At 35.3% G+C, this 23,474-nt stretch carries 24 protein-coding genes; 6 read left to right on the forward strand and 18 right to left on the reverse strand.

Going from position 1 to position 23,474, the window contains the following annotated elements:
- Positions 1 to 353: 353 nt before the first annotated feature.
- Positions 354 to 1,544 (reverse strand): pyridoxal phosphate-dependent aminotransferase, encoded by a 1,191-nt coding sequence (locus tag EG849_RS13220; RefSeq protein ID WP_125013571.1) that lies wholly within the window; start codon positions 1,542 to 1,544, stop codon positions 354 to 356.
- A gap of 126 nt (positions 1,545 to 1,670) precedes the next feature.
- Between EG849_RS13220 and EG849_RS13225 the strand changes: the two genes are divergently transcribed.
- The gene (locus EG849_RS13225) at positions 1,671 to 2,993 is read left to right on the forward strand and encodes a PDZ domain-containing protein (RefSeq protein WP_125013572.1); all 1,323 of its coding nucleotides are present in this window, start codon (positions 1,671 to 1,673) and stop codon (positions 2,991 to 2,993) included.
- Between the two features lie 31 nt (positions 2,994 to 3,024).
- Here EG849_RS13225 and EG849_RS13230 read toward each other — a convergent pair whose 3' ends face one another.
- Entirely contained in the window at positions 3,025 to 3,453 is a 429-nt protein-coding gene (locus tag EG849_RS13230; protein WP_125013633.1) for a DUF1573 domain-containing protein, read from the reverse strand.
- Between the two features lie 359 nt (positions 3,454 to 3,812).
- On the opposite strand from EG849_RS13230, the gene EG849_RS13235 reads away from it, so the two are divergent.
- Positions 3,813 to 4,244: a hypothetical protein gene (locus EG849_RS13235; RefSeq protein ID WP_125013573.1), complete on the forward strand. Its 432-nt coding sequence runs from the start codon at positions 3,813 to 3,815 to the stop codon at positions 4,242 to 4,244.
- 50 nt (positions 4,245 to 4,294) lie between these two features.
- Complete coding sequence (locus EG849_RS13240; protein ID WP_125013574.1) at positions 4,295 to 6,928, forward strand: valine--tRNA ligase; 2,634 nt, start codon at positions 4,295 to 4,297, stop codon at positions 6,926 to 6,928.
- Positions 6,929 to 6,980: 52 nt separating this feature from the next.
- Here EG849_RS13240 and EG849_RS13245 read toward each other — a convergent pair whose 3' ends face one another.
- The 8 genes from EG849_RS13245 to rsfS form a co-directional block, all read right to left on the reverse strand.
- Positions 6,981 to 8,048, reverse strand: coding sequence for an RHS repeat domain-containing protein (locus tag EG849_RS13245; protein WP_125013575.1), 1,068 nt, complete (start codon positions 8,046 to 8,048; stop codon positions 6,981 to 6,983).
- 76 nt (positions 8,049 to 8,124) lie between these two features.
- The gene (locus EG849_RS13250) at positions 8,125 to 8,913 is read right to left on the reverse strand and encodes a superoxide dismutase (protein WP_125013576.1); all 789 of its coding nucleotides are present in this window, start codon (positions 8,911 to 8,913) and stop codon (positions 8,125 to 8,127) included.
- 7 nt (positions 8,914 to 8,920) lie between these two features.
- Positions 8,921 to 9,184 carry an acyl-CoA-binding protein gene (locus EG849_RS13255; protein ID WP_125013577.1) on the reverse strand — a complete coding sequence of 88 codons (264 nt, stop codon included), beginning with the start codon at positions 9,182 to 9,184 and terminating at the stop codon, positions 8,921 to 8,923.
- Positions 9,184 to 9,843 carry a phosphatidylserine decarboxylase family protein gene (locus EG849_RS13260; RefSeq protein WP_125013578.1) on the reverse strand — a complete coding sequence of 220 codons (660 nt, stop codon included), beginning with the start codon at positions 9,841 to 9,843 and terminating at the stop codon, positions 9,184 to 9,186. Before EG849_RS13260 ends, EG849_RS13255 begins: the two co-directional genes overlap by 1 nt.
- Positions 9,836 to 10,639 (reverse strand): phosphatidate cytidylyltransferase, encoded by an 804-nt coding sequence (locus tag EG849_RS13265; protein ID WP_125013579.1) that lies wholly within the window; start codon positions 10,637 to 10,639, stop codon positions 9,836 to 9,838. Before EG849_RS13265 ends, EG849_RS13260 begins: the two co-directional genes overlap by 8 nt.
- A gap of 1 nt (position 10,640) precedes the next feature.
- Positions 10,641 to 11,237 (reverse strand): LUD domain-containing protein, encoded by a 597-nt coding sequence (locus EG849_RS13270; protein WP_125013580.1) that lies wholly within the window; start codon positions 11,235 to 11,237, stop codon positions 10,641 to 10,643.
- A gap of 110 nt (positions 11,238 to 11,347) precedes the next feature.
- Positions 11,348 to 13,288 (reverse strand): ATP-dependent zinc metalloprotease FtsH, encoded by a 1,941-nt coding sequence (ftsH, locus tag EG849_RS13275; protein WP_125013581.1) that lies wholly within the window; start codon positions 13,286 to 13,288, stop codon positions 11,348 to 11,350.
- Positions 13,289 to 13,302: 14 nt separating this feature from the next.
- Positions 13,303 to 13,674, reverse strand: coding sequence for a ribosome silencing factor (gene rsfS, locus EG849_RS13280; protein ID WP_125013582.1), 372 nt, complete (start codon positions 13,672 to 13,674; stop codon positions 13,303 to 13,305).
- Between the two features lie 91 nt (positions 13,675 to 13,765).
- On the opposite strand from rsfS, the gene EG849_RS13285 reads away from it, so the two are divergent.
- Positions 13,766 to 14,497 (forward strand): biotin--[acetyl-CoA-carboxylase] ligase, encoded by a 732-nt coding sequence (locus EG849_RS13285; protein WP_125013583.1) that lies wholly within the window; start codon positions 13,766 to 13,768, stop codon positions 14,495 to 14,497.
- Here the strand turns inward: EG849_RS13285 and EG849_RS13290 are convergent.
- The 5 genes from EG849_RS13290 to pyrE form a co-directional block, all read right to left on the reverse strand.
- Positions 14,494 to 16,758, reverse strand: a complete 2,265-nt coding sequence (locus tag EG849_RS13290) for an ATP-binding protein (RefSeq protein WP_125013584.1) — start codon at positions 16,756 to 16,758, stop codon at positions 14,494 to 14,496. The genes EG849_RS13285 and EG849_RS13290 overlap by 4 nt on opposite strands.
- Before the next feature lie 3 nt (positions 16,759 to 16,761).
- Positions 16,762 to 17,379, reverse strand: a complete 618-nt coding sequence (locus EG849_RS13295) for a biliverdin-producing heme oxygenase (RefSeq protein WP_125013585.1) — start codon at positions 17,377 to 17,379, stop codon at positions 16,762 to 16,764.
- An 11-nt stretch (positions 17,380 to 17,390) separates the two neighbouring features.
- The gene (locus EG849_RS13300; protein ID WP_158611953.1) at positions 17,391 to 17,828 is read right to left on the reverse strand and encodes a response regulator; all 438 of its coding nucleotides are present in this window, start codon (positions 17,826 to 17,828) and stop codon (positions 17,391 to 17,393) included.
- A gap of 159 nt (positions 17,829 to 17,987) precedes the next feature.
- Positions 17,988 to 18,380, reverse strand: coding sequence for an SRPBCC family protein (locus EG849_RS13305; RefSeq protein ID WP_125013587.1), 393 nt, complete (start codon positions 18,378 to 18,380; stop codon positions 17,988 to 17,990).
- Positions 18,381 to 18,472: 92 nt separating this feature from the next.
- On the reverse strand, positions 18,473 to 19,120 hold the full coding sequence (gene pyrE / locus EG849_RS13310) for an orotate phosphoribosyltransferase (protein WP_125013588.1): 648 nt from the start codon (positions 19,118 to 19,120) through the stop codon (positions 18,473 to 18,475).
- A 7-nt stretch (positions 19,121 to 19,127) separates the two neighbouring features.
- Here pyrE and EG849_RS13315 point away from each other — a divergent pair, with 7 nt between their 5' ends.
- Together EG849_RS13315 and EG849_RS13320 are read left to right on the forward strand one after the other, a co-directional pair.
- Complete coding sequence (locus tag EG849_RS13315) at positions 19,128 to 19,724, forward strand: NUDIX hydrolase (protein ID WP_125013589.1); 597 nt, start codon at positions 19,128 to 19,130, stop codon at positions 19,722 to 19,724.
- Positions 19,725 to 19,812: 88 nt separating this feature from the next.
- Positions 19,813 to 21,156: a DEAD/DEAH box helicase gene (locus tag EG849_RS13320; RefSeq protein ID WP_125013590.1), complete on the forward strand. Its 1,344-nt coding sequence runs from the start codon at positions 19,813 to 19,815 to the stop codon at positions 21,154 to 21,156.
- Between the two features lie 75 nt (positions 21,157 to 21,231).
- Here the strand turns inward: EG849_RS13320 and EG849_RS13325 are convergent, their stop codons facing one another.
- The 3 genes from EG849_RS13325 to EG849_RS13335 form a co-directional block, all read right to left on the reverse strand.
- Complete coding sequence (locus tag EG849_RS13325) at positions 21,232 to 21,798, reverse strand: PhnA domain-containing protein (protein ID WP_125013591.1); 567 nt, start codon at positions 21,796 to 21,798, stop codon at positions 21,232 to 21,234.
- Positions 21,799 to 21,857: 59 nt separating this feature from the next.
- Positions 21,858 to 22,316 carry a pantetheine-phosphate adenylyltransferase gene (gene coaD, locus EG849_RS13330; RefSeq protein WP_125013592.1) on the reverse strand — a complete coding sequence of 153 codons (459 nt, stop codon included), beginning with the start codon at positions 22,314 to 22,316 and terminating at the stop codon, positions 21,858 to 21,860.
- A 107-nt stretch (positions 22,317 to 22,423) separates the two neighbouring features.
- The gene (locus EG849_RS13335) at positions 22,424 to 23,410 is read right to left on the reverse strand and encodes a D-alanine--D-alanine ligase (protein WP_125013593.1); all 987 of its coding nucleotides are present in this window, start codon (positions 23,408 to 23,410) and stop codon (positions 22,424 to 22,426) included.
- Between the last annotated feature and the right edge of the window lie 64 nt (positions 23,411 to 23,474).

Here is a 23,474-nt window from a genome sequence, read left to right on the forward strand (position 1 = left end):
CTACTGGTTTAGAGTAGAATATGTGGAGCAAGGAGTGGCAAAAGAATTTAGAGCGCATTTTTCTCTTAAGAGATAATTTATAATTGAATATTAAAAAAGGCTTCCTAAATAGGAAGCCTTTTTTTGTGCTTGTTATTTTAAAGTCTGAGCGTCGACAAAGTGAGGAGGAAGTTTAAAAGAAACGGATTGTTTGAATTTAGCCCTGATGTTCGAAAATACCCTTTTTGTTCTGGGGTTCAGAACAAAAGATATTTCGAGACAGCAGGAAAATGATTTAAAGGAAACCTTGTGTTTGGCTTCAAATAATAAAACTATTGGGCATAAAAGAGCCTCATTTTCATGAGGCTCTTTTTTTATTTGTTGTAAGTGATTAGTGCTTCTTTAAGTATTTGCACGGATTTAATCAAATCCTCTTTTTTCAATACATAGGCGATTCGAACTTCGTCTAAACCAACATTTGGCGTGGAGTAAAAACCAGCAGCAGGAGCAACCATTACCGTTTCGCCATTGAAATCATAAGATTCTAAAAGCCATTGTGCAAAATCGTCAGCGCTTTTTACGGGTAATTTTGCAATGCAATAAAAAGCTCCTTTTGGCGTAGCCACTTTTACACCTTCAATTTTTTGAAGTTCTGTGATTAAGGTATCTCGACGGTCTTTATATTCAGTAATAACGTCATCAAAATAACTTTGTGGGGTTTCTAATGCGGCTTCGCTGGCAATTTGAGCATACGTTGGAGGAGAAAGCCGTGCTTGTGCAAATTTCATTGCAGTGGCCATAACTTCTTTATTTTTTGAAACGATGCAACCGATTCTTGCGCCACACATGCTGTAACGTTTTGAAACAGAATCAATCATAATTGCGTGTTCTTCTAAACCAGGAACGTTCATTACAGAAAAATGCTCTTCGCCGTCATAAATGAATTCGCGATAAACTTCATCAGCAATTAAAAATAAATCGTGCTTTTTAACGATTTCTGCCAATTGAAGAATTTCTTCTTTTGAATACAAATAACCGGTAGGGTTTCCAGGATTGCAAATAAGGATTGCTTTTGTTTTTGGCGTAATTAATTTTTCAAAAGCCGAAATAGGAGGCAATGCAAAACCTTCATCGATTGTTGAAATAACCGGAACCACTTTCACTCCCGAAGAAGTTGAAAATCCGTTGTAATTGGCATAAAAAGGCTCTGGAATTATGATTTCATTATCTTGATCCATTGTGCTTCCCATTGCAAAAAGCAAGGCTTCTGAACCACCTGTCGTAATGATGATGTCAGCAGTATTTATAGGAAGTCCGTGCGTTTGGTAATATTGGGATAATTTATTTCTATAGCTTTCAAAACCTGCAGAATGGCTGTATTCTAAAACGGTAATATCTGCATTTTTCACAGCATTTAAAGCCACGTCAGGTGTTTTAATATCGGGCTGGCCAATATTTAAATGATATACTTTATGTCCTTTCTTTTTTGCTATTTCAGAATAAGGAACCAATTTTCTAATTGGTGATTCGGGCATTTGCTGACCTTTAGTAGAAATTCTAGGCATGATTATTTAATTTTGATTGCAAATTTGCAAAATATATTTAAGTAATTGATAGAAAAAGCACATTGAAAACGATTAATTCGCATAAATTATGTGTTAATTTTTTTTATATTTATATAAATTTTGAGAATGATGGCGAAAAGATTTTCTTTTTTATTCCTATTAACTCCAATTTTACTTTTGGCTCAAAATTCTTTTGAATGGACTTCAAAAAAAGAAAAAATTTCTATTGACTTTAAGCTGGTTTCAAATTTGATTATTCTTCCTGTAAAAATAAACAACGTTGAACTAAATATGATTTTGGATACAGGCTCAGAAAGCTCCATTATTTTTAGCTTACCCGAAAATGATTCAATTGAATTTCGTGATGTAAAAAAAATATTTATTAGAGGACTTGGAGAAACCGAAAAGATTGAGGCGTTGTATTCTGTACAAAACAAGCTTGATTTATCAGGTTACAAAACTAAAAATTTTCCATTGCTCATTGTTTTAAATCAAGATATAAATATTTCTGAAAGATTAGGTGTTGAAGTGAATGGTATTTTGAATAGCTCTTTTTTTAAAGGTCGAATTATAGAGATTGATTACATAAAAAAGAAAATGTTGATTCATAAAAATGGTAAGAAACTAAAAAAGAAAAGGCTTGATACATTTGAAATAATTCCTGTACGAATTGTCAAAGAGAGACCTTATGTTAATTTAGATGCTAGAATAAATGAAATAGATGTTGCCCTAAATCTTTTGGTTGATATCGGTTTAAGCGATGGTTTGTGGCTTTTTGAAAAAGACAAAATAAAATCGAATGCTAATTATTTTGAAGATGTTTTAGGCAGAGGATTAAACGGAGAGATTGTCGGCAAGAAGTCAAGAGTAGATCGTGTACAAATTGCAAACTTTGAATTTAAGGATGCTCTAGTTTCTTATCCATACTCAAAATTCTTTCCGCTTTTTCAATTTTCTGAAGAAAGAAATGGATCGATTGGAGCAGGGATTTTGTACCGTTTTCATCTTATTTTTGATTACGAACAAAATAGAATATTAATATATCCCAATTCAAAGTTTTCTGAACCATTTAATTATAATATGAGTGGACTAGAAATTCAGCACAATGGCGTTGAATATTTTAATGAAAAAGTACCCTTGGCAACATCCAAATTAAATTCAAGCCAAAATTTAGATGTCTTAGCTAATGGAACTGAAAAATTTTTGTACAAGTTTATTTTAAAACCTGTTTTTGAAGTCGCAACAATTCAAAAAGATTCGCCAGCGGCACTTGCCGGAATTTTGGTTGGAGATAAAATCAAAAGAATTAATAAAAAAAATATACAGCGTTATTCGCTACAGCAAATCAATGAGATGATGCGTTCTGAAGAAGGAAAATGGATTTACATTGACATTGAAAGAAAAGGTGTTTCCATCGCATTCAAATTCCAACTCAAAAAAATAATCTAAAAAAAAGTCCGCAGCTTGCGGACTTTTAAATTTATGAACTTGGCATCGCCTTTTTCTTTTCCAGTAAATTAACTTCTTCTTTAACGATCACATTTCCGGTAATGCGCAACGCAATCATACCGCTATCTTTATTAACCGCATTTGAAGTCACCGTAATCGTTTTATTGATCGGCCCTGGATTCATATTGTACTGAACCTCGATTTGGCCAGTTTTTCCAGGAGCAATCGGCTCTGTGGGTTTTTTTGGAACAGTACAGCCACAGCTCGATTTTGCATCAGAAATCACCAACGGCGCATCTCCGATATTCTTAAATTCAAAAACCCTCAACCCGTTATCTTCGCCTTTTGCCACCGTGCCATAATCAATAGTTTCTTTTTTGAACTCGATTTTCGGACCCGTTTGAGCCATTCCCGAAGCGCTAAATAACACAATTGCCAATACACTCAGTAGTTTTTTCATCATAAAAATTTTTAAATAGTATCTGTAAAATTAAATAGTTTCTCTTAAAGTGCAAATTATTATTCCTTAATTTTTTAAACTGCCCTTACTTAATTACTTTTGTGCTACGTATTTTACAAAATCCATACCAAATATTTTTTTGGTTTTGAAGCAAAAGGTCAGTAAAATTTCAGCCATTGAAGTTCCCGCTTTCCGCTGCAATCTTTTTCGTTTGTCACCTCGAGCGCTCCCGAAATTTCGGGAGAGAGGCATTGTGCAAAACGAAAAAGGATTTCCGCTACAATCGGGTCTATTTGAGAAACTTTTCGCATTTTTGTAAACGCCAGAACCAGTGACGCAATCGCACTTAAAGAAATATTTTGGAAAAAGAGCAATTACAGAAAATCATCAAAGTTTTAGAAGCAAATAATTCTAAAGATCAAGCATATTTTGAAGTTTCTTATACAGATGGGGAAGAGCATGGAACGTATATTAAAGCGAATAATTCTGGGCTTCAGTTATTTGCCAGTGAATTATTAAATGTTGCATTGAATTCAGAAGAAGTTTTAAGTACAAACGAAAGAATTACTCATTTTGACAGTACAGAAAATTGGCTTAAAGGTTTGGCATTTTTCGATTATGTCAAAATAATTTCTGAAAAACCTGAAGAAAATAAAGAAAATGAAATTGAAGATACATGGAAAGATAAGGCGTTGGGACGAGGATGTTTTGCAATTGCAATCATTGCAATAATCATTTTTATTGTAGGCTTAATTTCTACATATAATTATTTTTTCAATTCACAAGTTTAGAGTTTAGCAATTATATTGCCACATAAAATAAAAAACGAACACAAAGAAATATGACAATTCCAGCACAATTCGATGCCAAATCAGTAGAGCAAAAATGGTATGACTACTGGATGAAAAACAATTATTTTCATTCAGAACCAGATCATAGAACACCTTATACAATCACCATTCCGCCACCAAACGTAACCGGAGTCTTGCATATGGGACACATGCTGAACAACACGATTCAAGACGTGCTGATTCGCCGTGCGCGATTAAAAGGCTTCAACGCTTGCTGGGTTCCGGGAACAGATCACGCATCCATTGCCACAGAAGCAAAAGTGGTTGCCAAACTAAAATCCGAAGGAATCAACAAAAATGATTTGACTCGTGAAGAATTCTTGAAACACGCTTGGGATTGGACTGATAAATACGGTGGCGTAATTCTTGACCAATTAAAAAAACTCGGAGCTTCTTGCGATTGGGAAAGAACAAAATTCACAATGGATCCAGATATGTCGGCTTCTGTAATCAAATCTTTCGTTGATTTATACAACAAAGGAATGATTTACCGTGGTTATCGAATGGTAAATTGGGATCCAGAAGCAAAAACAACATTGTCTGACGAAGAAGTAATTTTTGAAGAAAGACAAGGAAAATTATATTTCTTAAAATACCAAATCGAAGGAAGTTCTGATTTCTTGACGGTGGCAACCACGCGTCCGGAAACTATTTTTGGAGATACCGCAATTTGTATCAATCCAGAGGATGAGCGCTTCACACATTTGAAAGGCAAAAAAGCCATTGTTCCCATTGCGGGAAGAGTAATTCCTATTATTGAAGACGAATATGTTGATATCGAATTTGGAACGGGTTGCTTGAAAGTAACTCCGGCGCACGATATGAACGATAAGACTTTGGGAGACAAACACAATCTTGAAGTAATTGATATTTTCAACGAAGATGCAAGCTTAAATTCTTTTGGATTGCATTATCAAGGAAAAGACCGTTTTGTGGTTCGTGAAGAAATCGCAAAAGAATTAGAGGCCAACGGAAGCCTGGCAAAAACGGAAATCCACCTTAATAAAGTAGGAACTTCTGAAAGAACAAAAGCCGTAATCGAACCGCGCTTGTCAGACCAATGGTTCTTGAAAATGGAAGAATTGGTAAAACCGGCAATCAAGGCGGTTTTAGAAACGGAAGAAATTAAATTGTATCCAAAACGTTTCGATAACACCTACCGTCATTGGTTGGAAAACATCCGCGACTGGAATATTTCGCGCCAGCTTTGGTGGGGACAACAAATTCCGGCTTATTTCTACGGTGATGGAAAAGAAGATTTTGTAGTTGCTGAAACTAAAGAAGAAGCGGTAATCCTTGCTCAAAAAGTGACAGGAAATGCAGATTTAAAATTTGAAGATTTACACCAAGATGCTGATGCATTAGATACTTGGTTTTCGTCTTGGCTTTGGCCAATGGCGGTTTTTGGAGGAATTATGGAACCTGAAAACCAAGATTTCAAATATTATTATCCAACAAATGACTTGGTTACAGGTCCGGATATTTTGTTTTTCTGGGTAGCCAGAATGATTATTGCAGGTTATGAATATGCGGGAGAAAAACCATTTACAAATGTGTATTTGACGGGAATCGTTAGGGATAAATTAGGTAGAAAAATGTCTAAGCAATTAGGAAATTCTCCAGATCCGTTAGACTTGATCGAGAAATTCAGTGCTGACGGCGTTCGTGTAGGCTTGCTTTTGAGCGCTTCTGCAGGAAACGACATTATGTTTGACGAAGAACTTTGCAACCAAGGAAAAGCGTTTACGAATAAAATTTGGAATGCTTTCCGTTTGATAAAAGGCTGGGAGGTAAGTGACTCGATTGAGCAACCTGAATCTTCAAAAGTAGCCATCGAATGGTATGAAGCGAAGTTGCAACAAACCTTAGCTGAAATCGAAGATAACTTTGAAAAATATAGAATTTCTGACGCTTTAATGGGAATTTATAAATTGGTTTGGGACGATTTCTGTTCTTGGTTCCTTGAAATGATCAAGCCAGCTTACCAAGCGCCAATCGACAGAAAAACGTTTGACAAAGCGATTGTATTGTTGGAAAGCAACTTGAAATTATTGCATCCGTTTATGCCTTTCTTGACCGAAGAAATTTGGCAGATTATTGCTGAAAGAACTCCAGAGGAAGCGTTGATTATTTCAACTTGGCCAGAACTAAAAACTTTTGATGCAAAATTAATTGCTGATTTTGATTTTGCTTCTGAAGTAATTTCTGGAATCAGAACGATTAGAAAAGACAAAAATATTCCGTTTAAGGATGCGATCGAATTGAAAGCGATTAACAATGATAACGTATCAACGCATTTTGATTCGATTATTACCAAATTAGGAAATATCAGCTCATTAGAATATGTTTCTGAAGCAGTAAATGGTGCCTTGACGTTCCGTGCAAAATCAAACGAATATTTTGTACCGATTAGTGGCGCTATCAATGTGGAAGAAGAAATTGCAAAACTGTCAGAAGAATTAAAATACAACCAAGGTTTCTTGAAATCGGTGCAGGCCAAATTATCTAACGAGAAATTTGTGAACAATGCTCCTGAAAAAGTGTTGGAAATGGAACGCAAGAAAGAAGCTGATGCATTATCGAAGATTGCGACAATTGAACAAAGTTTGGCAAGTTTGAAATAAGAACCAAGCCGATATAAAACTAAAAAGTCCCGATAATTCGGGACTTTTTTTATTAATAGTATTGTATTTTTCTTTCTATGACAAAGGTTTGCGTGTCGTTGTTAATGATTGATTTTTTTATCCAATTGCCCTGTTCATCATACTCATATGCATATTTCCTGTTTTCTTGAACGTTTCCTTCATTATCAATTCGTTGTAAATGAACCAGATTTTTTTGGTCGTCATATTGGTAGTTAATGATTTGCGGTTTCTGATCTTGAACAGATTGCATCCATTGAACTAAATTTCCGGCACTATCATATTTAAAAGCTTCTTTTGAGTACTCCTTGTTTTCCAAATCTTCCAATGACTTGCTTTCAATGTTTCCTTTGCTGTCATAGTTTCTTTTTTCTAGTGAAATTAGATTTCCTTTAGAATCATAGCTTTTTATTTCGGTAATTAACGAATCTTTAAACTGGGTTGCTATTTTATAAGCCGGAGTATTTGACCTATCAAGTCGTGCCTCTGAAACTTTGTTGTTTTTAGTGTCGTATTCGTAAACATCTTTGTATAAAACTTCATAATCGTTTTGAAGGGTCGCTTCAATAAGATTACCTTTTTTATCATATTTGTACGTAAATCTTTCCATCAGCTGATCACTTTTGTCAAACAATCTTTTTTGTGTCAAAAGGCCTTTTTCAAAAGTGTTTACGGTTTTATATATTTGTCTTCCTTCTTTGTCCCTCTTAGAAATTATGGTATTATTCCCTTTGTCAAATGTATATTTAGTTTTGTAAACTACATCATTGGGCAGGAATTCGTCTTCTGACAGCAATTTGCTTTTATTTTCAAATGTTCTAGTTTTGATTAATTTTCCGTCAGAAAGAAAGCTTTTTTCAGAAATTAATTGCTTGTTCAAATCAAATTCTAATTCGGTGTCAAAAGTGGCTGAATTTTCTCTTTTTAGGTTTCCTTTAGCGTCACCTCCCACAATTTCATAGGACTTTTCTTGAATAGATTTTACCTTTCCGTTTAAATTGTATGTTTTTAAATCATTTTGAAAGGTTGCATTTTCATCTTTTTTATCGCAGGAAGTCAAAAGTAAAAGGAGTAGAGGAATGGAAGCAATAATTTTTTTCATTATATTATTTTGGTTGTTTTTGGTTAAAAAAAAATCCGCTGGAAAGCGGATTTAAAAATAGGTATTTTTTTCGAGATTATACTTTTGGAGCCGGAGCTTTTGCTGCATCATATTTTTTAGCAACCACATCCCAGTTTACTAAGTTGAAAAATGCAGTGATATAATCAGCACGTTTATTTTGATATTTTAAATAATAGGCGTGTTCCCAAACATCTAATCCTAAAATTGGAGTTCCTGAAACGGATTGGTTTGGCATCAACGGATTGTCTTGGTTTGCAGTACTTCCTACAACCAATTTTCCGGTTTTGTCAACTACCAGCCAAGCCCAGCCTGAGCCAAATTGTTTTGCTCCAGCTTCAGAAATTTGTGTTTTAAACGCTTCAAAAGAACCAAAATCTTTATTGATTGCTTCTGCTAAAGCACCCGTTGGCTCGCCACCTTTTTTAGCAGCCAAAATTTCCCAATATAAATTATGATTGTAATAACCACCCGCATTGTTGCGAACCGTTTTATTTTCTAAATCTAATTTTTTGAGAATATCCTCGATGGTTTGTTTCTCCAATTCAGTTCCAGCAATTGCTTTGTTCAAATTGTTTACATAACCAACATGGTGTTTTGAAAAATGAATTTCCACGGTTTTTGCATCAATATGTGGTTCCAAAGCATCATATGCATACGGAAGTTTCATCATCTTAAATGTTCCCGGATCTGCAGCAACATCATCAGGATTTCCCATTGGGGCTTTTTCTGAAGTTGTTTCTGTCGGAAGCGGCACTTCAACTTCTTCTAATTGTTTGTCTTTACCGCAAGATTGTAAAACTAATGCGAATGCTAAGCTCGAAAGAAATAATTGAGTCTTTTTCATAAGAATATTATTTGGTAAGTGAATTAATAGTTTCAATATAAAAGCGTTTGGCTTCATCAGATGAAAGATGGCTGATCTGCATCCAGGCGTTGGTTTTGAAGGCATCTCTTAAATCAACGCTTCCCATTCTGTTGGCGTGCATTGTTCCTACAGTTGCTTGTTTGTAATAGGCATAAATTCGAAGCATTACGTCTTGTGGCAAAGCTTCCGTCATATTTGAAGCTCTTTCAAAAGCTTCTTCAAATTCAATATCTATATCTTTGGCACTCATTAAGATTTGGCTGCGATTACGGTTATTCCTCCCACTGCTTTTTGATTAAGCTTTACATTAATTTCAGTTCCGATTGGCAAATACAAATCGACTCTAGATCCAAATTTAATAAATCCGGCATCTTCTCCTTGAACCACCTGCATTCCTTCTTTGGCATAATTCACGATTCTTCGGGCTAAAGCCCCAGCGATTTGACGGTATAGAACTTCGCCAAATACTTGGTTTTCAATAACCACTGTTGTACGCTCGTTCTCTTCACTTGCTTTTGGATGCCAAGCAACCAAATATTTTCCTGGATGGTATTTGCTGAATTTTATGATCCCATTCATGGCATAACGCGTTACGTGTACATTGATCGGAGACATAAAAATCGAAACCATCAGTCTTTTTTCTTTGAAATATTCACTTTCATAAACTTCTTCAATAACAACCACTTTACCATCAACTGGAGCAATGATTTTGGTGTCATTTATGTCAGTAAGTCGTAACGGATTTCTGAAAAATTGTAGCACTAATATAAGAAAAATTAGTGAAAGAATTTGAACGAATTTTAAAATATAAAAATTTGTTATCAATGAATCTGACAATAAAACGATGGCAACAACAACTGCGCAAGTAATAAAAATAATTTTAGCGCCTTCTTTGTGAAATTTAAGCATAATTTAAAATTTGATAAAACAAAAATATAAATGGTGATACAAATATAATACTATCTAAACGATCTAAGATACCTCCGTGACCTGGCATTATCTTTCCGCTGTCTTTTACTCCGGCAATTCTCTTGAATTTTGATTCAATTAAATCGCCAATAGTCCCAAAGATACCGCAAATTAATGAGATGATAATCCAATGTAAAACAGGCTGTTCCACAAGATAGGTTGCAATAAAATAGCTAAAGATAATGGCGAAGAACAAGCCTCCTAAAAATCCTTCGATGGTTTTCTTTGGAGAAATTTTTTCGTAAAGTTTTCTTTTTCCAATAGATTTTCCGACTATGTAAGCAAAAGTATCGTTTGCCCAGATGATTAAGAATATTCCAATCAATATTGTGGGCGCAAATGTTTTTCCTTCAAACGGAAGCTTGGCAATGATAATAAAAGGTAAAATAATATACCCGATCAAATAAACAAATTTAGCCTGTTTGTCAATGTGCTGCCTTCTGTCAGAAAAAAGAAAACGGATCAGTTTGAATGAAATAAAAAGCGTTGCTAGGGTCAGCAAAAAGTCATTCGTGCTATTGAAATTATTGAAGAAGGCAAATAAAGCATATCCGATAAGTGCAATTGCAATTGGTAAAGGTTTTTTTAAGTTTAAAAGATTGCAAAATTCTGAAGTACAGATTACTAGAAAGATAGCAAAAAGCAACAAGAAGCTTTCAATAGAGTAAAGTGTTGCCCCAATGAGTAAAAATATGTAGACTAAGCCCGATAAGGATCTCGTGAGGGTTTCGCGCATTTTAAAGATCTTCTAAAAGCAATAGGTATAAATTTTTGGCAACACTTCCGTACTGCAAAAAATCTTCTTCTTTGGCTTTTTCGAAATATTTTATTGTGGTAATATTTGTAGGGTAGTTGGTTTCGTATTTCTTTTTGATTTCACGAAGACCATCGCTTTTACTGGCCAAAATTTGGCTTGTAGTAGCAAGAATTATAATGTTTACTGGTAATTCATTAGGCTTGTTTTGCTTAATCTGATTGGAAGAAAACAGAACAGAACCTTCGTCAGCTATCAAGTTTTCACAACTTGCAAAAAGAAATTTCGGATGAGCAGGTTTTGTAAATTCTAATTTGTTCTCTTCTAAAAGGCTATATAATTTTGGTTCAAAACACAGTGCTTCAGATTCAAACCAATCATTTTCTTCTAAGATATGTTCAAAATGTTCTTTGACTTCTTCTAAATTTTCACAATACAGAAATTTCCCTCCATTCTTTTTAAAATTGAGCGTAAATAGTTCGTCTGCCGGAATAATAATTTCGGGGTTAAATGGACTTAAGTTGCCCTCTTTTTCCTCATCGGATTCTCCGGTACCAAAAAATTTCTTGAAAAGACTCATAAATAGCCAAAAACTTAATTTGTAATTTGAAAACATTCAAAAATACAAAAATCTTAATTCAAAAGTACTTTTGAATTAAGATTTTTGTAAAAACTTTTAACATTTATTTTTTATTCCTCAAAAACTTCTTCAACTGCTTCTCCAAAAGCACGTTTGCCAAAAATTGTTTCCAAGTCATCTTTAAAAATAACTTCTTTTTCAATCAAGATATCGGCCAACTGGTTCAGTTTATCTTTGTTTTCTTCAAGAATTGTGATTGCTCTTTGGTATTGGCCTTCAATTAAATCTGAAATTTCTTTGTCAATTACCTTTGCAGTATCTTCTGAATATGGTTTTCCGAAGCTGTATTCGCTTTGCCCTGAAGAATCATAATAGGTGATGTTTCCAAGCTTTTCGTTCAAGCCATAGATAGTTACCATTGCTCTGGCCTGTTTGGTGACTTTTTCAAGATCACTCAGCGCTCCAGTAGAAATTCTGTCAAAAGTAACTTTTTCAGCAGCACGTCCGCCCATTGTAGCGCACATTTCATCCAGCATTTGATCGGTTCTCACAATCTGTCTTTCTTCCGGAAGATACCAGGCAGCTCCTAAACTTTGCCCTCTTGGAACAATTGTTACTTTAATAAGCGGTGCAGCGTGTTCTAACATCCAACTGATGGTTGCGTGGCCTGCTTCGTGAATTGCAATAGCGCGTTTTTCTTCTGGCGTAATGATTTTATTTTTCTTTTCTAAACCGCCAATGATTCTATCGACAGCATCTAAGAAATCTTGTTTGTCAACCGCTTTTTTGTCATAACGTGCTGCAATTAATGCGGCTTCGTTACAAACATTTGCAATGTCAGCTCCTGAAAATCCTGGCGTTTGTTTTGCCAAGAAGTCAGTATCTAGACCTTCTGCTTTTTTCAAGGGAGCCAAATGCACTTCAAAAATCTCCTTGCGTTCTCTGATGTCCGGAAGGTCAACATAAATTTGCCTGTCAAAACGTCCCGCTCTCATCAAAGCTTTGTCAAGAACATCAGCTCTGTTGGTAGCAGCCAAAACGATTACGTTTGTATTTGTTCCAAAACCGTCCATTTCTGTAAGCAATTGGTTCAAAGTATTTTCACGTTCATCGTTAGAACCAGACATATTGTTTTTTCCCCTTGCACGGCCAACAGCGTCAATTTCATCAATAAATATGATTGCAGGAGATTTTTCTTTGGCTTGTTTGAACAAATCACGAACACGTGAAGCTCCAACACCCACAAACATCTCTACGAAATCAGAACCTGAAAGAGAAAAGAAAGGTACTTTTGCTTCTCCGGCAACCGCTTTTGCAAGCAATGTTTTTCCTGTTCCAGGAGGGCCGACTAATAGAGCTCCTTTTGGAATTTTTCCTCCAAGATTGGTATATTTTTCTGGATTTTTCAAGAATTCAACGATTTCTTGAACTTCTTCTTTCGCACCTTCTAATCCGGCAACATCTTTAAATGTAATTTTTACATCCGTTTTTTCATCAAATAATTTAGCTTTTGATTTACCGATATTAAAAATTTGTCCGCCACCGCCAGCTCCACCGCCAGAAGACATTCTTCTCATGATGAATAGCCAAATGGCAACGATTAAAATTATTGGAAGAAGACCGATTAAGATACCGCTCCAGTCATTTTTAGCCTTGTAGTCAAAACTTTTAAGTTTGCCTTGAGACATGGCTACTTCTAGTTTTTCTTGAAAAGACTTGGTGTCACCAACATCTTCAATTACATAATGAGGACCGGTATTTGGTCGGTCAAAAATGTCTTTGGTAACTTTTTTATTTGCAGCATCAGCTAAACCAGCTTTGTTTAAGAAAATTTCAGCCTCACTTCGGTTATAAATAATAACTTTTTCAACTTGATTTTTTTCTAAAAGAGGTTGGAATTCTGAAGCACTGATTTTACCGCCTTCTTCAATTTTTGAACCGCCCGAAGCCCAATTCAAAATCAAGAAGAATACAATCAAACCGCCATAAATCCACCACGGACTCATTTTAAATTTTTTTGGATTCGAATTTGGATTATTTTCTTTAGCCATTGCTGTTTATTTCTTTAATATTTGTTTTGAATAGTTGTGATTTTGGCATCACCCCACAAACTCTCGATGTTGTAGTACTCACGAATATGCTTTTGGAAAACGTGAACCACAATGTTTACATAATCCATCAACACCCATTCGCCGTTTTCAGTACCTTCAACGTGCCAAGGCTTGTCTTTTAATTCTTTTGAAACTATTTTTTGAACAGAGTTAACGATAGAGTTAACTTGTGTGTTTGAAGTACCATTGCAGATCACAAAATAATCACAAACGGTGTTGTCGATTGCTCTTAAATCTAGAATATCAATATCATTTCCTTTAACTTCTTCAATCCCTTTAATGATGTTGGCTAACAAATCATCATTACTTATATTCTTTTTCGCCATTTAAATTTTATATGTTTTCGCAAAGTTATCATTTTTTGTCTTTATTTTTGAACCTTAACACAAGATTAAAACATAACTTTAATTATTTTCTATGAACATCATCAAACTCGATGCCATTAACTCAACCAATGATTACCTAAAAACACTATTGCAACGACAGTTTGTGGAGAATTTCACGATTGTAAGTGCTGAAAACCAAACTAATGGTCGTGGCCAGATGGGTTCTGAATGGAGTGTGGAACAGGGTAAGAGCCTCACGTTTAGTGTGTTGGTTAAAGATTTGCTTCTTGAGATTAGCCATATTTTTCATCTTAACGTGGCTGTTGCTGTAAGTGTTGTGGAGGCTTTATCTTTTTTACAAATTAAAGATTTAGCAATCAAATGGCCTAACGACATTATGGCAGAAGGAAAAAAAATTGGTGGCATACTTATCGAAAACAGTATCAAAAGTGACGGAGAAATCTTTTCAATAGTAGGTATAGGATTGAATGTGAATCAAAAAAACTTTGAAAATCTACAAAAAGCTTCCTCAATTTCAATTTTGAAAAATCAAGAATTTGACAAACAAGAAATTTTGGCAACAATTCTGCAGAATTTAGGCAGAAATATTTCACTGGTAATGAATAAAAATACCGAACCGATATGGGAAAAATACCACTCAGTTTTATATAAAAAAAACGTACCGATGCCTTTTGAAAATACGCATGGACAAAAATTTATGGGTATAATTCAAAACGTGAACCAAGAAGGTAAACTGCTGATAAAATTAGAAGATGAGTCAGTTAAAAAGTTTAATATAAAACAAATAAAAATGCTGTATTAATCGGTGTTTACAGGGAAATAAAGCCTAAATATAGCACCTTCATTTGGTTTGCCTTCGGCAGTAATTATTCCTTTGTGAACTTGCATTATTTTCTTGCATAAAGCCAATCCAACGCCTGATCCTTTGTATTCATCTTGCGCATGAAGCCTTGAAAAAATATTAAAAATATTTTCAGAAAATTTTTGCTCAAAGCCAATACCGTTATCAGATAACTCTAAAACTTGGAACAGTTGTTCAGAATCGTTTTTTTGGATTGCGGTTGATCTGACAGTAATAATTGGCGCTTTGTCTGGAAAAGAATATTTCAGCGAATTTTGTACCAAGTTTGAAAATAATTGCTTCATTAAAAACGGCATTCCCTTTATTTTTGGAAGTTTTTCGATGTTTAAAAGAGCTTCTTTTTCATTGATTAATTCTTGTAAATCAGAAATAACTTCGCCAAAGACTTCATTTGGATCTACAATTTCAAAAGAATCGTCAATATGCTGAATTCGGGTATATTTTAAAATATCTATTAAAAGCGTTTGCATCCTTTGTGCTGAATTATTCATCCTCTGCACCGAATTGATGACTGTTTCAGAGAAATTTTCGTTTTCTTTTCCTAAAAGGCGAGACGAAATCATCTGAATTTTTCGCAGTGGTTCCTGCAGATCGTGCGTGCTGATCCAGTTGATGTTTTCTAATTCTGAATTGGTTTCTTTTAAAATCTCGCTTAGTTTTCTATATTTTTCTTCCTCTTGCGTAATAATCAAAAGGTTGAGTTGTTTTTCAAGCGTGTGTGCATAATTTGCTGCGGCATTTAATTCAGGCTGTAACCACACCTTGCTTTGGCATTTTACAATCTCTCGATATAATTCAAAAGAATTTCTCGGATACAAACCTTTTTCATCTTTCACGATTGCTTTATTCGGATCGCCCGCCCAATTTATTTCCGTAAGCGATTCTGGCCGAAACCAAATGACACAATCATAGCTTTCAGCATTTAAAGAATGATAAATAATTCCAGAAGCTTCTTGGCAATAATCCTCGGGATTTGGCAACGAAGCCATTAATTTATCCGTATGGAAAGTTCTTTTTTTGGTGTGGTCCGATAGCCACAATGAAAGTCTTTCAATATTGGCATCGTCAGGTGTCACACCGCTTTTGTAAATAGTGGAATTAAAAAGAATGGCCACGCCAGAAGCATTACAGATTTCAAGAATCTCAGGACTTCGCGCAATATTTTCAAAAGATTCTTCTCTTGCCGGAAGATTAAAAGAATTTAATTTTTCTAAGGCAATATTTGATTTTCTGGCCACTTCATATTCTTCATTTGACTGGCGGATATCAATTTGTGACGTAATGAAATGGCCTTGCAATTGCGCTGCCAAGCGAATTTCAGGCGTTAAATTTTTAGGACTGTAATGATGGCAGGCAATCAATCCCCATAATTTTTTTTGGTGGATCAATGAAATGGTCAAAGTTGCCCCAACGCCCATATTATGCAAATATTGCACGTGAATTGGTGAAGTGCTTCGTAAAATGGAAAGGCTCAAGTCAAGATTTTTGGAATCATTTCCATCATCAATCGTGTAGAGCGGAACCGGTCGGTAATTGACATCGACAATCAGCCTCAAAAGGTTCTGCATATACAATTCGCGCGCTTGCAAAGGAATATCGGTATGCGGATAATGTAAGCCCAAAAAAGGCTCTAAATCGTCACGAACACTTTCTGCAAAGACTTCTCCGTTGTAATCTTTATCAAATCGGTAAATCATGACACGGTCATAACCAGTGATTTCTCGAGTGCCTTTTGCTACCATGTCGCACAATTCTTTCAAAGTGTGCGTGTCGTTCATGTAAGATAAAAACTGGGAAGTCTGGTCATAAACATCAGTCAGTTTTTTTGTGGTTTCAGAAAAAGGTTCCGCTTCTAAGATATAATTGTCATTGCTTTTATGGATCGTGCACAAAAAATCGGCTCCGTTTAAATCTAATTTTAAAAGAGAAGAAGAAAGTAACAAGTTTTTTGAAATATAATCTTCAACTAAAAACTGTTGGTTTTGGCCAAAAACAGCTTCAAATGTTTGATTCAAGACCGATTTGTGATCTACAAAAATGTAATCTTGAATATTTCCGCTACAGAAATCAATTTTCCAAGTTTCTGAATTGATTCCTAATAAAAAACCGTGAGGCTGAATGCTTCCTGGAATGTGAATGGGTTCAAACTCGCAATTGGTTAAATTCACGATGTCGCGATTGACAATGTCCTTAATCTTCATAAACTATAACGTAGAATTTTCAGATAAATGTTTGCCAATAACTCTAAATGCATAATCAGCACCTGCAATAATTTCCTCGTGAGAATTTGTTTTTGATTCAAATTCCGTCAAAGAATTCAGATATTTCTTCCAGAAACTTCCTGTTTTATTTCCGTATCCTGAAAAATAGGAAGCTCCTTTTTCTTCATTGTAGCCTAAATTTTTCTGAACATTTTTCAAGATAAATCTTCCGCCAAGCGTGGAACCTTCTACGACATACATAATTCCCATGGCAAAAGCCACGGACATTTCTGAAGCATTTTTAAAAGGAGAAACTGTCTGTTTTTTTTCGCTTCCGGCCACTTTTAAATCGCTTAAAATTTGTTGCGCTTTTTTTCTTTCGTCTAAATCAGCGATTTCTTCCTGTAAAATAGGATAAATGTCGTTCTCTAAATTTTGGACAACATCGTGCATTAAACTTAAATACAAAGCATATTCTTCCACGGTTATCGTTGGAGCAATTATTGACATTGAAATCGGCAAAGCTTCCAGTTGTTTATGGGGCTCTGAAGTTTTAGCTTTCAAATTGTTTAAAAAAGTAATCGAGCCTACTTCGTCAGTTTTTAAATTTTCAACGCTCATTTGTGGGTTTGTTAATTGTTTAAATACACAAAATTTTCTTTGCTTGGCTTGAATGTATTCCAGTTTATATTCAAAGTATGCAGTATTGTTTTTTTCAAAAGTGAAAAGTCAGAAGGTTTTGGAACATAATAACTGGCACCCATTTCCCTGCTTTTTGAAATCGTTCGTTCGTCATTTGAAGTCGAAAATATTACGATTGGAAGATTTTTATATTCTTCTGAACTTCTCAATTGCTCCAAAACATCAAATCCGGTGAAGCCGGGCATATTTAAATCTAAAAATAAAATATGCGGATTAGGCGGTGGATTCTTTAAATCATGCAATAATTTTTTTCCGTTATTTTGGGTAACTATATTCAAGTGCTCTCCTAAGGCGCTCGTGACTTCCATAAAAAATTCTAAATCTTCAGGATCGTCGTCTGTGTAAAATATGGTAAACTCATTTTTCATAATCATTTCTTTTTATAGCGCGTTATTACAAATATAAATAAAGCAAAATAAATTTCATGTTAAAATCACGTCAAACTTATGGTAAAATGTCTGAATTTGATATAAAAAAAGCCTTTTAGAACGAACTAAAAGGCTTTTTTTATAAGCTTATATTTACTTTTATAATTTATGCATGTTATTTGCTAGTGTCTCGATAAATTTGGTGATTGGCCCTTTGACCATCATGGCCATCATGGCATTGAATTCTCCTTCAAAATGCAATTGGACATCACTTGCATCCTCAGAAGTTGGCGTAATGTTTCCGGTTAATGTAAACGGAAGTTTATCACTCGCAGCGCCTAAAACGACTTTTGTCGGAACAATTTTGTCTTTCATTTTTAGCTTTATTTCAGGCATCCCTTTTAATCCAAAGATAAAAGCATCTTCACCTGTCACTTCAAATTTGGCAATATTGTCAGGCATTAATTTTTCAAAATTCTTTGCGTCAATCAATTGGTCAAATAAATATTGGGCCGATTTGGGTACGCTAACTTTTGGACTATCTAAATTCATGTTTTATGTCATTGCGAGGAACGAAGCAATCTCATCCTCAAATTTGTCATTGCGGGGAACGAGGCAATCTCGTTCTTTTTTATCTTTAAAAACTATACTTCCACATTCCAAGTGGATGGGCTTTTGCTCCATTCTTGCAATGTTTCTTGTTCTTCTTCGGTAATATATCTTTTGGCAACAGCCAATTCTAATAAATTTTCATAATTGCTCAAAGTCCACAAATCAATATTGGCTTTTTTGAAATTTTCTGTCGCTACATCAAAACCATACGTGAAAATGGCTACCATCCCTTTGACGTTCGCGCCTGCTTCTTTTAAAGCTTCAACGGCCATCAAACTGCTGTTTCCGGTGCTGATCAAATCTTCAACCACCACCACATTCTGACCTTTTTGCAAGAAGCCTTCGATCTGATTTTGTCTTCCGTGCTTTTTAGCTTCCGGACGGACATAAACAAATGGAAGTCCCATATATTCGGCAACAAGGATGCCGATTCCAATGGCGCCAGTAGCAACTCCAGCAATAACATCTGGCTTTCCGAATTGTTTTTCTAAATTTTTAGAAAATTCTTCCCTGATGTAATTTCTTATCGGTGGAAATGAGAGCGTTATGCGGTTATCACAATAAATTGGTGATTTCCATCCAGAAGCCCATGTAAAAGGATTTTTTGGATTCAATTTAATTGCATTTATTTGTAAAAGCAATTCGGCAGTTTTCTGTGCGGTGTCTTTATTAAAAATCATACCACAAATGTATAAAGTTTTTGTCAACGATAGGCCACTTTTTTTAACTAATGAAATAGTTAAAGAAACCGATTTTCAACTTTTCTTGTTAGAAAGTGTTGATATTCATCAGCTTATCGTGAAAATGTTCCAAAATAAAATTCAAAAAGCCTATTTGTATCATCCTGACGAGAAGGAGATTATGAAAATGCTAAAAGAAAAAATTCCTGTAAATAAAGCGGGTGGAGGACTTGTTTACAATAAAAAAGGGGAAGTTCTTTTCATCTTAAGAAACGGAAAATGGGACCTTCCAAAAGGCGGAATTGAGAAAGGAGAAGAGATTGATCAGACGGCAATTCGCGAAGTGGAAGAGGAAACTGGCGTAGCTGGATTAAAAATTAACAAGAAACTTCAGAAAACCTATCACGTATTTATCCGAAATGGCAGATACAAATTAAAAATAGTGCATTGGTTTGAAATGCAAACCGATTTTGAAGGTACTCCGATGCCCCAAGAAGAGGAAGGGATTGAAAAAGTAGCGTGGCTGAATCCTGACGAAATTAAAGAAGCCTTGAAAAATTCTTTTGAAAATATCAAACTTTTGTTTGAGGCGAAAAGCTCCTGAAATAGGAGTTTTTTTTATGTCGATTTTTCAAGCTAAGAAAAACTCAAAACTCATTATTCATAACTCATAATTCATTTACCTTTGCAAAATGAACAATAATCACCATTCTACAAATCTGCTTTTGAATTTAGGTTTCGAAAGCCTGAACGAAATGCAGTTTGCTGCACAAGAAGCTATTTTAGAAGAAAGCAATGTTTTGTTGCTTTCTCCAACAGGTTCGGGGAAAACGCTGGCTTTCTTGATGCCTATCTTTGAAATGTTGCAACCCGAAATTCTTTCGGTTCAATGTTTAATCATCGTTCCGTCTCGGGAATTGGGCTTGCAAATTGAGCAGGTTTGGAAAAAAATGGGAACGGGCTACAAAGCAAACGTTTGTTATGGCGGCCATTCTTTAGATACCGAAATTAAAAATTTAAGCAATCCCCCGGCAGTTTTAATCGGAACGCCAGGGCGGCTTGCCGACCATATTGACAGAGAAACCTTTCGTACGGATAAAATCCAAACGTTGGTTTTAGATGAATTTGACAAATCATTGCAATTGGGTTTCCATGAAGAAATGTCTTTTATCATCGGGAAATTACCGAAATTGAACAAAAGAGTTTTGGTTTCGGCAACTTCTGATATTGAAATTCCAAAATACACAAGAGTTGTAAATCCTGCGATTTTAGATTTTATTCCGAAAGAAGAAGAGAAAACCAATCTCTCGATGAAGATGGTGGTTTCGAAGGAAAAAGATAAAATCAACACACTTTTCAATTTGATATGCAGTTTGAAATCAGAATCGGCCTTGATTTTTTGCAATCATCGTGACGCTGCAGAACGAATCAGCGATACGTTAAACGAGAAAGGAATTTACGCGACGTATTATCACGGAGGCATGGATCAAGACGAGCGCGAACGCGCTTTGATCCAGTTCAGAAACGGCAGCGTGAGTTATTTGATTACGACCGATTTGGCCGCGCGTGGGTTGGACATTCCAGAAATGAAGCACGTGATTCATTACCATTTGCCGTCAAAAGAAGACGAATTTACACATAGAAACGGTAGAACTGCTAGAATGTTAGCTTCCGGAACAGCGTATATCTTGGCGCACGAAAGCGAGAAAAAAATGGATTACATCAATTATGGAATGCCAGTTTTAAACGTAGAAAATGCTGTAAATCTTCCGAAACCACCCCAATTTCAGACGATTTATATTTCGGGCGGCAAGAAAAATAAATTGAATAAGATTGATATCGTTGGCTTCTTTTCCCAAAAAGGAAAATTAGAAAAAGGCGATTTAGGTTTGATTGAAGTAAAAGATTTCATTTCTTTCGCAGCCGTGAAATTCGGGAAAGTAAAAGACTTGCTGCAAAATATCAAGGATGAAAAAATGAAAGGCAAGAAATTTAAGATTGAAGTGGCGCGGAAAGTTGTTAAGAAAGAGGAATAGATTTAAGAAAAAAGAAGCAAGAAGAAAGATTGGAATGTCTTTTCTCTTGCTTCTTTTTTCTATTCTTAAAAAATATTATATTTTCTTCACATAAGCAGTGATAATCACAATCTGCTGGCCATCCACTTTTCCTTCAATATAGGTTTCATTTTCGTGGTCCAAGCGGATGTTTCTCACGGCAGTTCCTTGTTTTGCCACCATGCTTGAACCTTTTACTTTCAAGTCTTTGATTAAAACAACAGAATCGCCGGTTTGCAAAATCACGCCGTTGCTGTCTCTGTGAACCAATTTATTTTCGTCGTCATCGCCTTCTCCCGTTGCTTGTGCCCACGCCAAATCGTCTTCATCAAGATACATCTGCTCTACTAATTCTTGATTTTTCAAACGGCTTAACATTCTCCAAGAAACCACCTGAACCGGCAAATGCTCGCTCCACATGCTGTCGTTTAAGCATCTCCAAAGATTGGCATCCATTGTTTCTGGATTTTCAATTTGGTCGATTATCGTTTGGCTTGCCAAAATGCTTTCGTCAATACCGCCTTTTCTTGTAGGAAGAATAGTGTACACTTTTAAATTTTCTGTCGCTCCAGAAAGTTCACATTTTCCACCGCTTCTTTTGATCAATTCTCTTTCTATACTCATTTTATAGGTTGTTATTTTTGGCGAAAGTACTGTTTATTAGTGCTTCTTACAAATTAAAATTATTTTACCCGAACAGCATCTGGAACTAGCAATTCATATTCGCCACCGTTTCTCAACACATCACGAACGATGCTTGAACTGATGTATGAAGTATTTGCGGCGGTCAAAAGAAACACGGTTTCAATTTTTGAAAGTTTTCTATTCGTATGGGCAATTGCTTTTTCAAATTCAAAATCAGCAGGATTGCGCAAACCTCTGAGAATGAATTTTGCTTTTACTTTTTTGCACAAATCAATCGTCAATCCTTCATACGTCAGAACCGAAACCGAGGGATCGTTTTCAAAACATTCTTCGATAAAACGCTTTCTTTCGTCTAAAGAAAACATATATTTTTTTTCGGCATTGACACCAATTGCCACAATTATCTTGTCAAAAAGCGGAATGCTTCTTTTGATGATGTCATAATGACCTAAAGTAATGGGGTCAAAAGAACCTGGGAATACTGCTATTTTTTCCATATTTTGTTATTTGCCACGAATTATGCGAATTCGCACGAATTTAATTTGAATAATGTTGTAGTAATCAATGACTGCCAACTAATATCTGAAAACTGCCAACTATACTGCTATTTCTTCCACAAACTTCTTCTTTTCAAAGCAATTTCAATTTCATTGTCTAATAAATCAGAGAAATTTAATTTGGCATAAGTCGCTTGTTGCGGAAAAATACTTTGTGGCGACAATCCTGGATTGGTGTTGATTTCAATAAAATGAGGCACGCCGTCCATAATAATGAATTCGCTTCGTGAAAAACCAGTCATTCCTAAAGCTTCATATACTTTTTTTGCCATTTCAATCACTTCTTTCTCTGTTTCTGGCGACAATCGGGCTGGCGTAATTTCTTCTGACTTGCCTAAATATTTGGCTTCATAATCAAAGAAATCATTTTCTGAAACAATTTCGGTCAAGCCCAGCACTTTGGTTTCTCCTTTATAATTTAAAACGCCCACAGAAACCTCGGTTCCTTTTAAGTACGATTCAATCAAAATATCGCTGTCTTCCGCGAAAGCGAAATCCAACGCTTTTTCAAAATCAGCCAAGTCATTTACTTTTGAAACTCCTAAACTGCTTCCAGATTGATTTGGTTTTACAAAGAAAGGCAAGCCTAACTGGGCTTTAATTTCCTCACCCGAAATCACGTCTCCTTTTGATAAATAAATCGAATCAGCTTTTGGAATATTAAACTTTGAAAGCACTGAAAGCGTATCTCTCTTGTTAAAAGTCAAAGCTGATTGATAGAAATTACAGCCCGTGTACGGAATTTCCAAAAGTTCCCAATACGCTTGCAAATGTCCGTCTTCGCCTGGCGTTCCGTGAATGGTGTTGATGATGGCGTCAAATTTTATTTTTTGTCCGTTTTCGGTGAACGTAAAATCAGATCTGTCGATCGGCAATTTAGTTCCGTCCACAATTGCATTCCATCCATCCAATAAAATGTGGATTTCAAACGTTTTGTATTTGTTTTGATCGAGATTGCTCAAAATTAATTGACCACTTCGAAGTGAAATTACTGATTCATCAGAATATCCACCCATAACAACGGCTATGTTCATTTTTGGCTTAAGATTTAAGGTTTAGGGTTTAAGGTGATTTTAAAAGCCAAAAATAGCTCTTGAA

Source organism: Flavobacterium macacae (genome assembly GCF_003865365.1).
GTDB lineage: Bacteria > Bacteroidota > Bacteroidia > Flavobacteriales > Flavobacteriaceae > Flavobacterium > Flavobacterium macacae.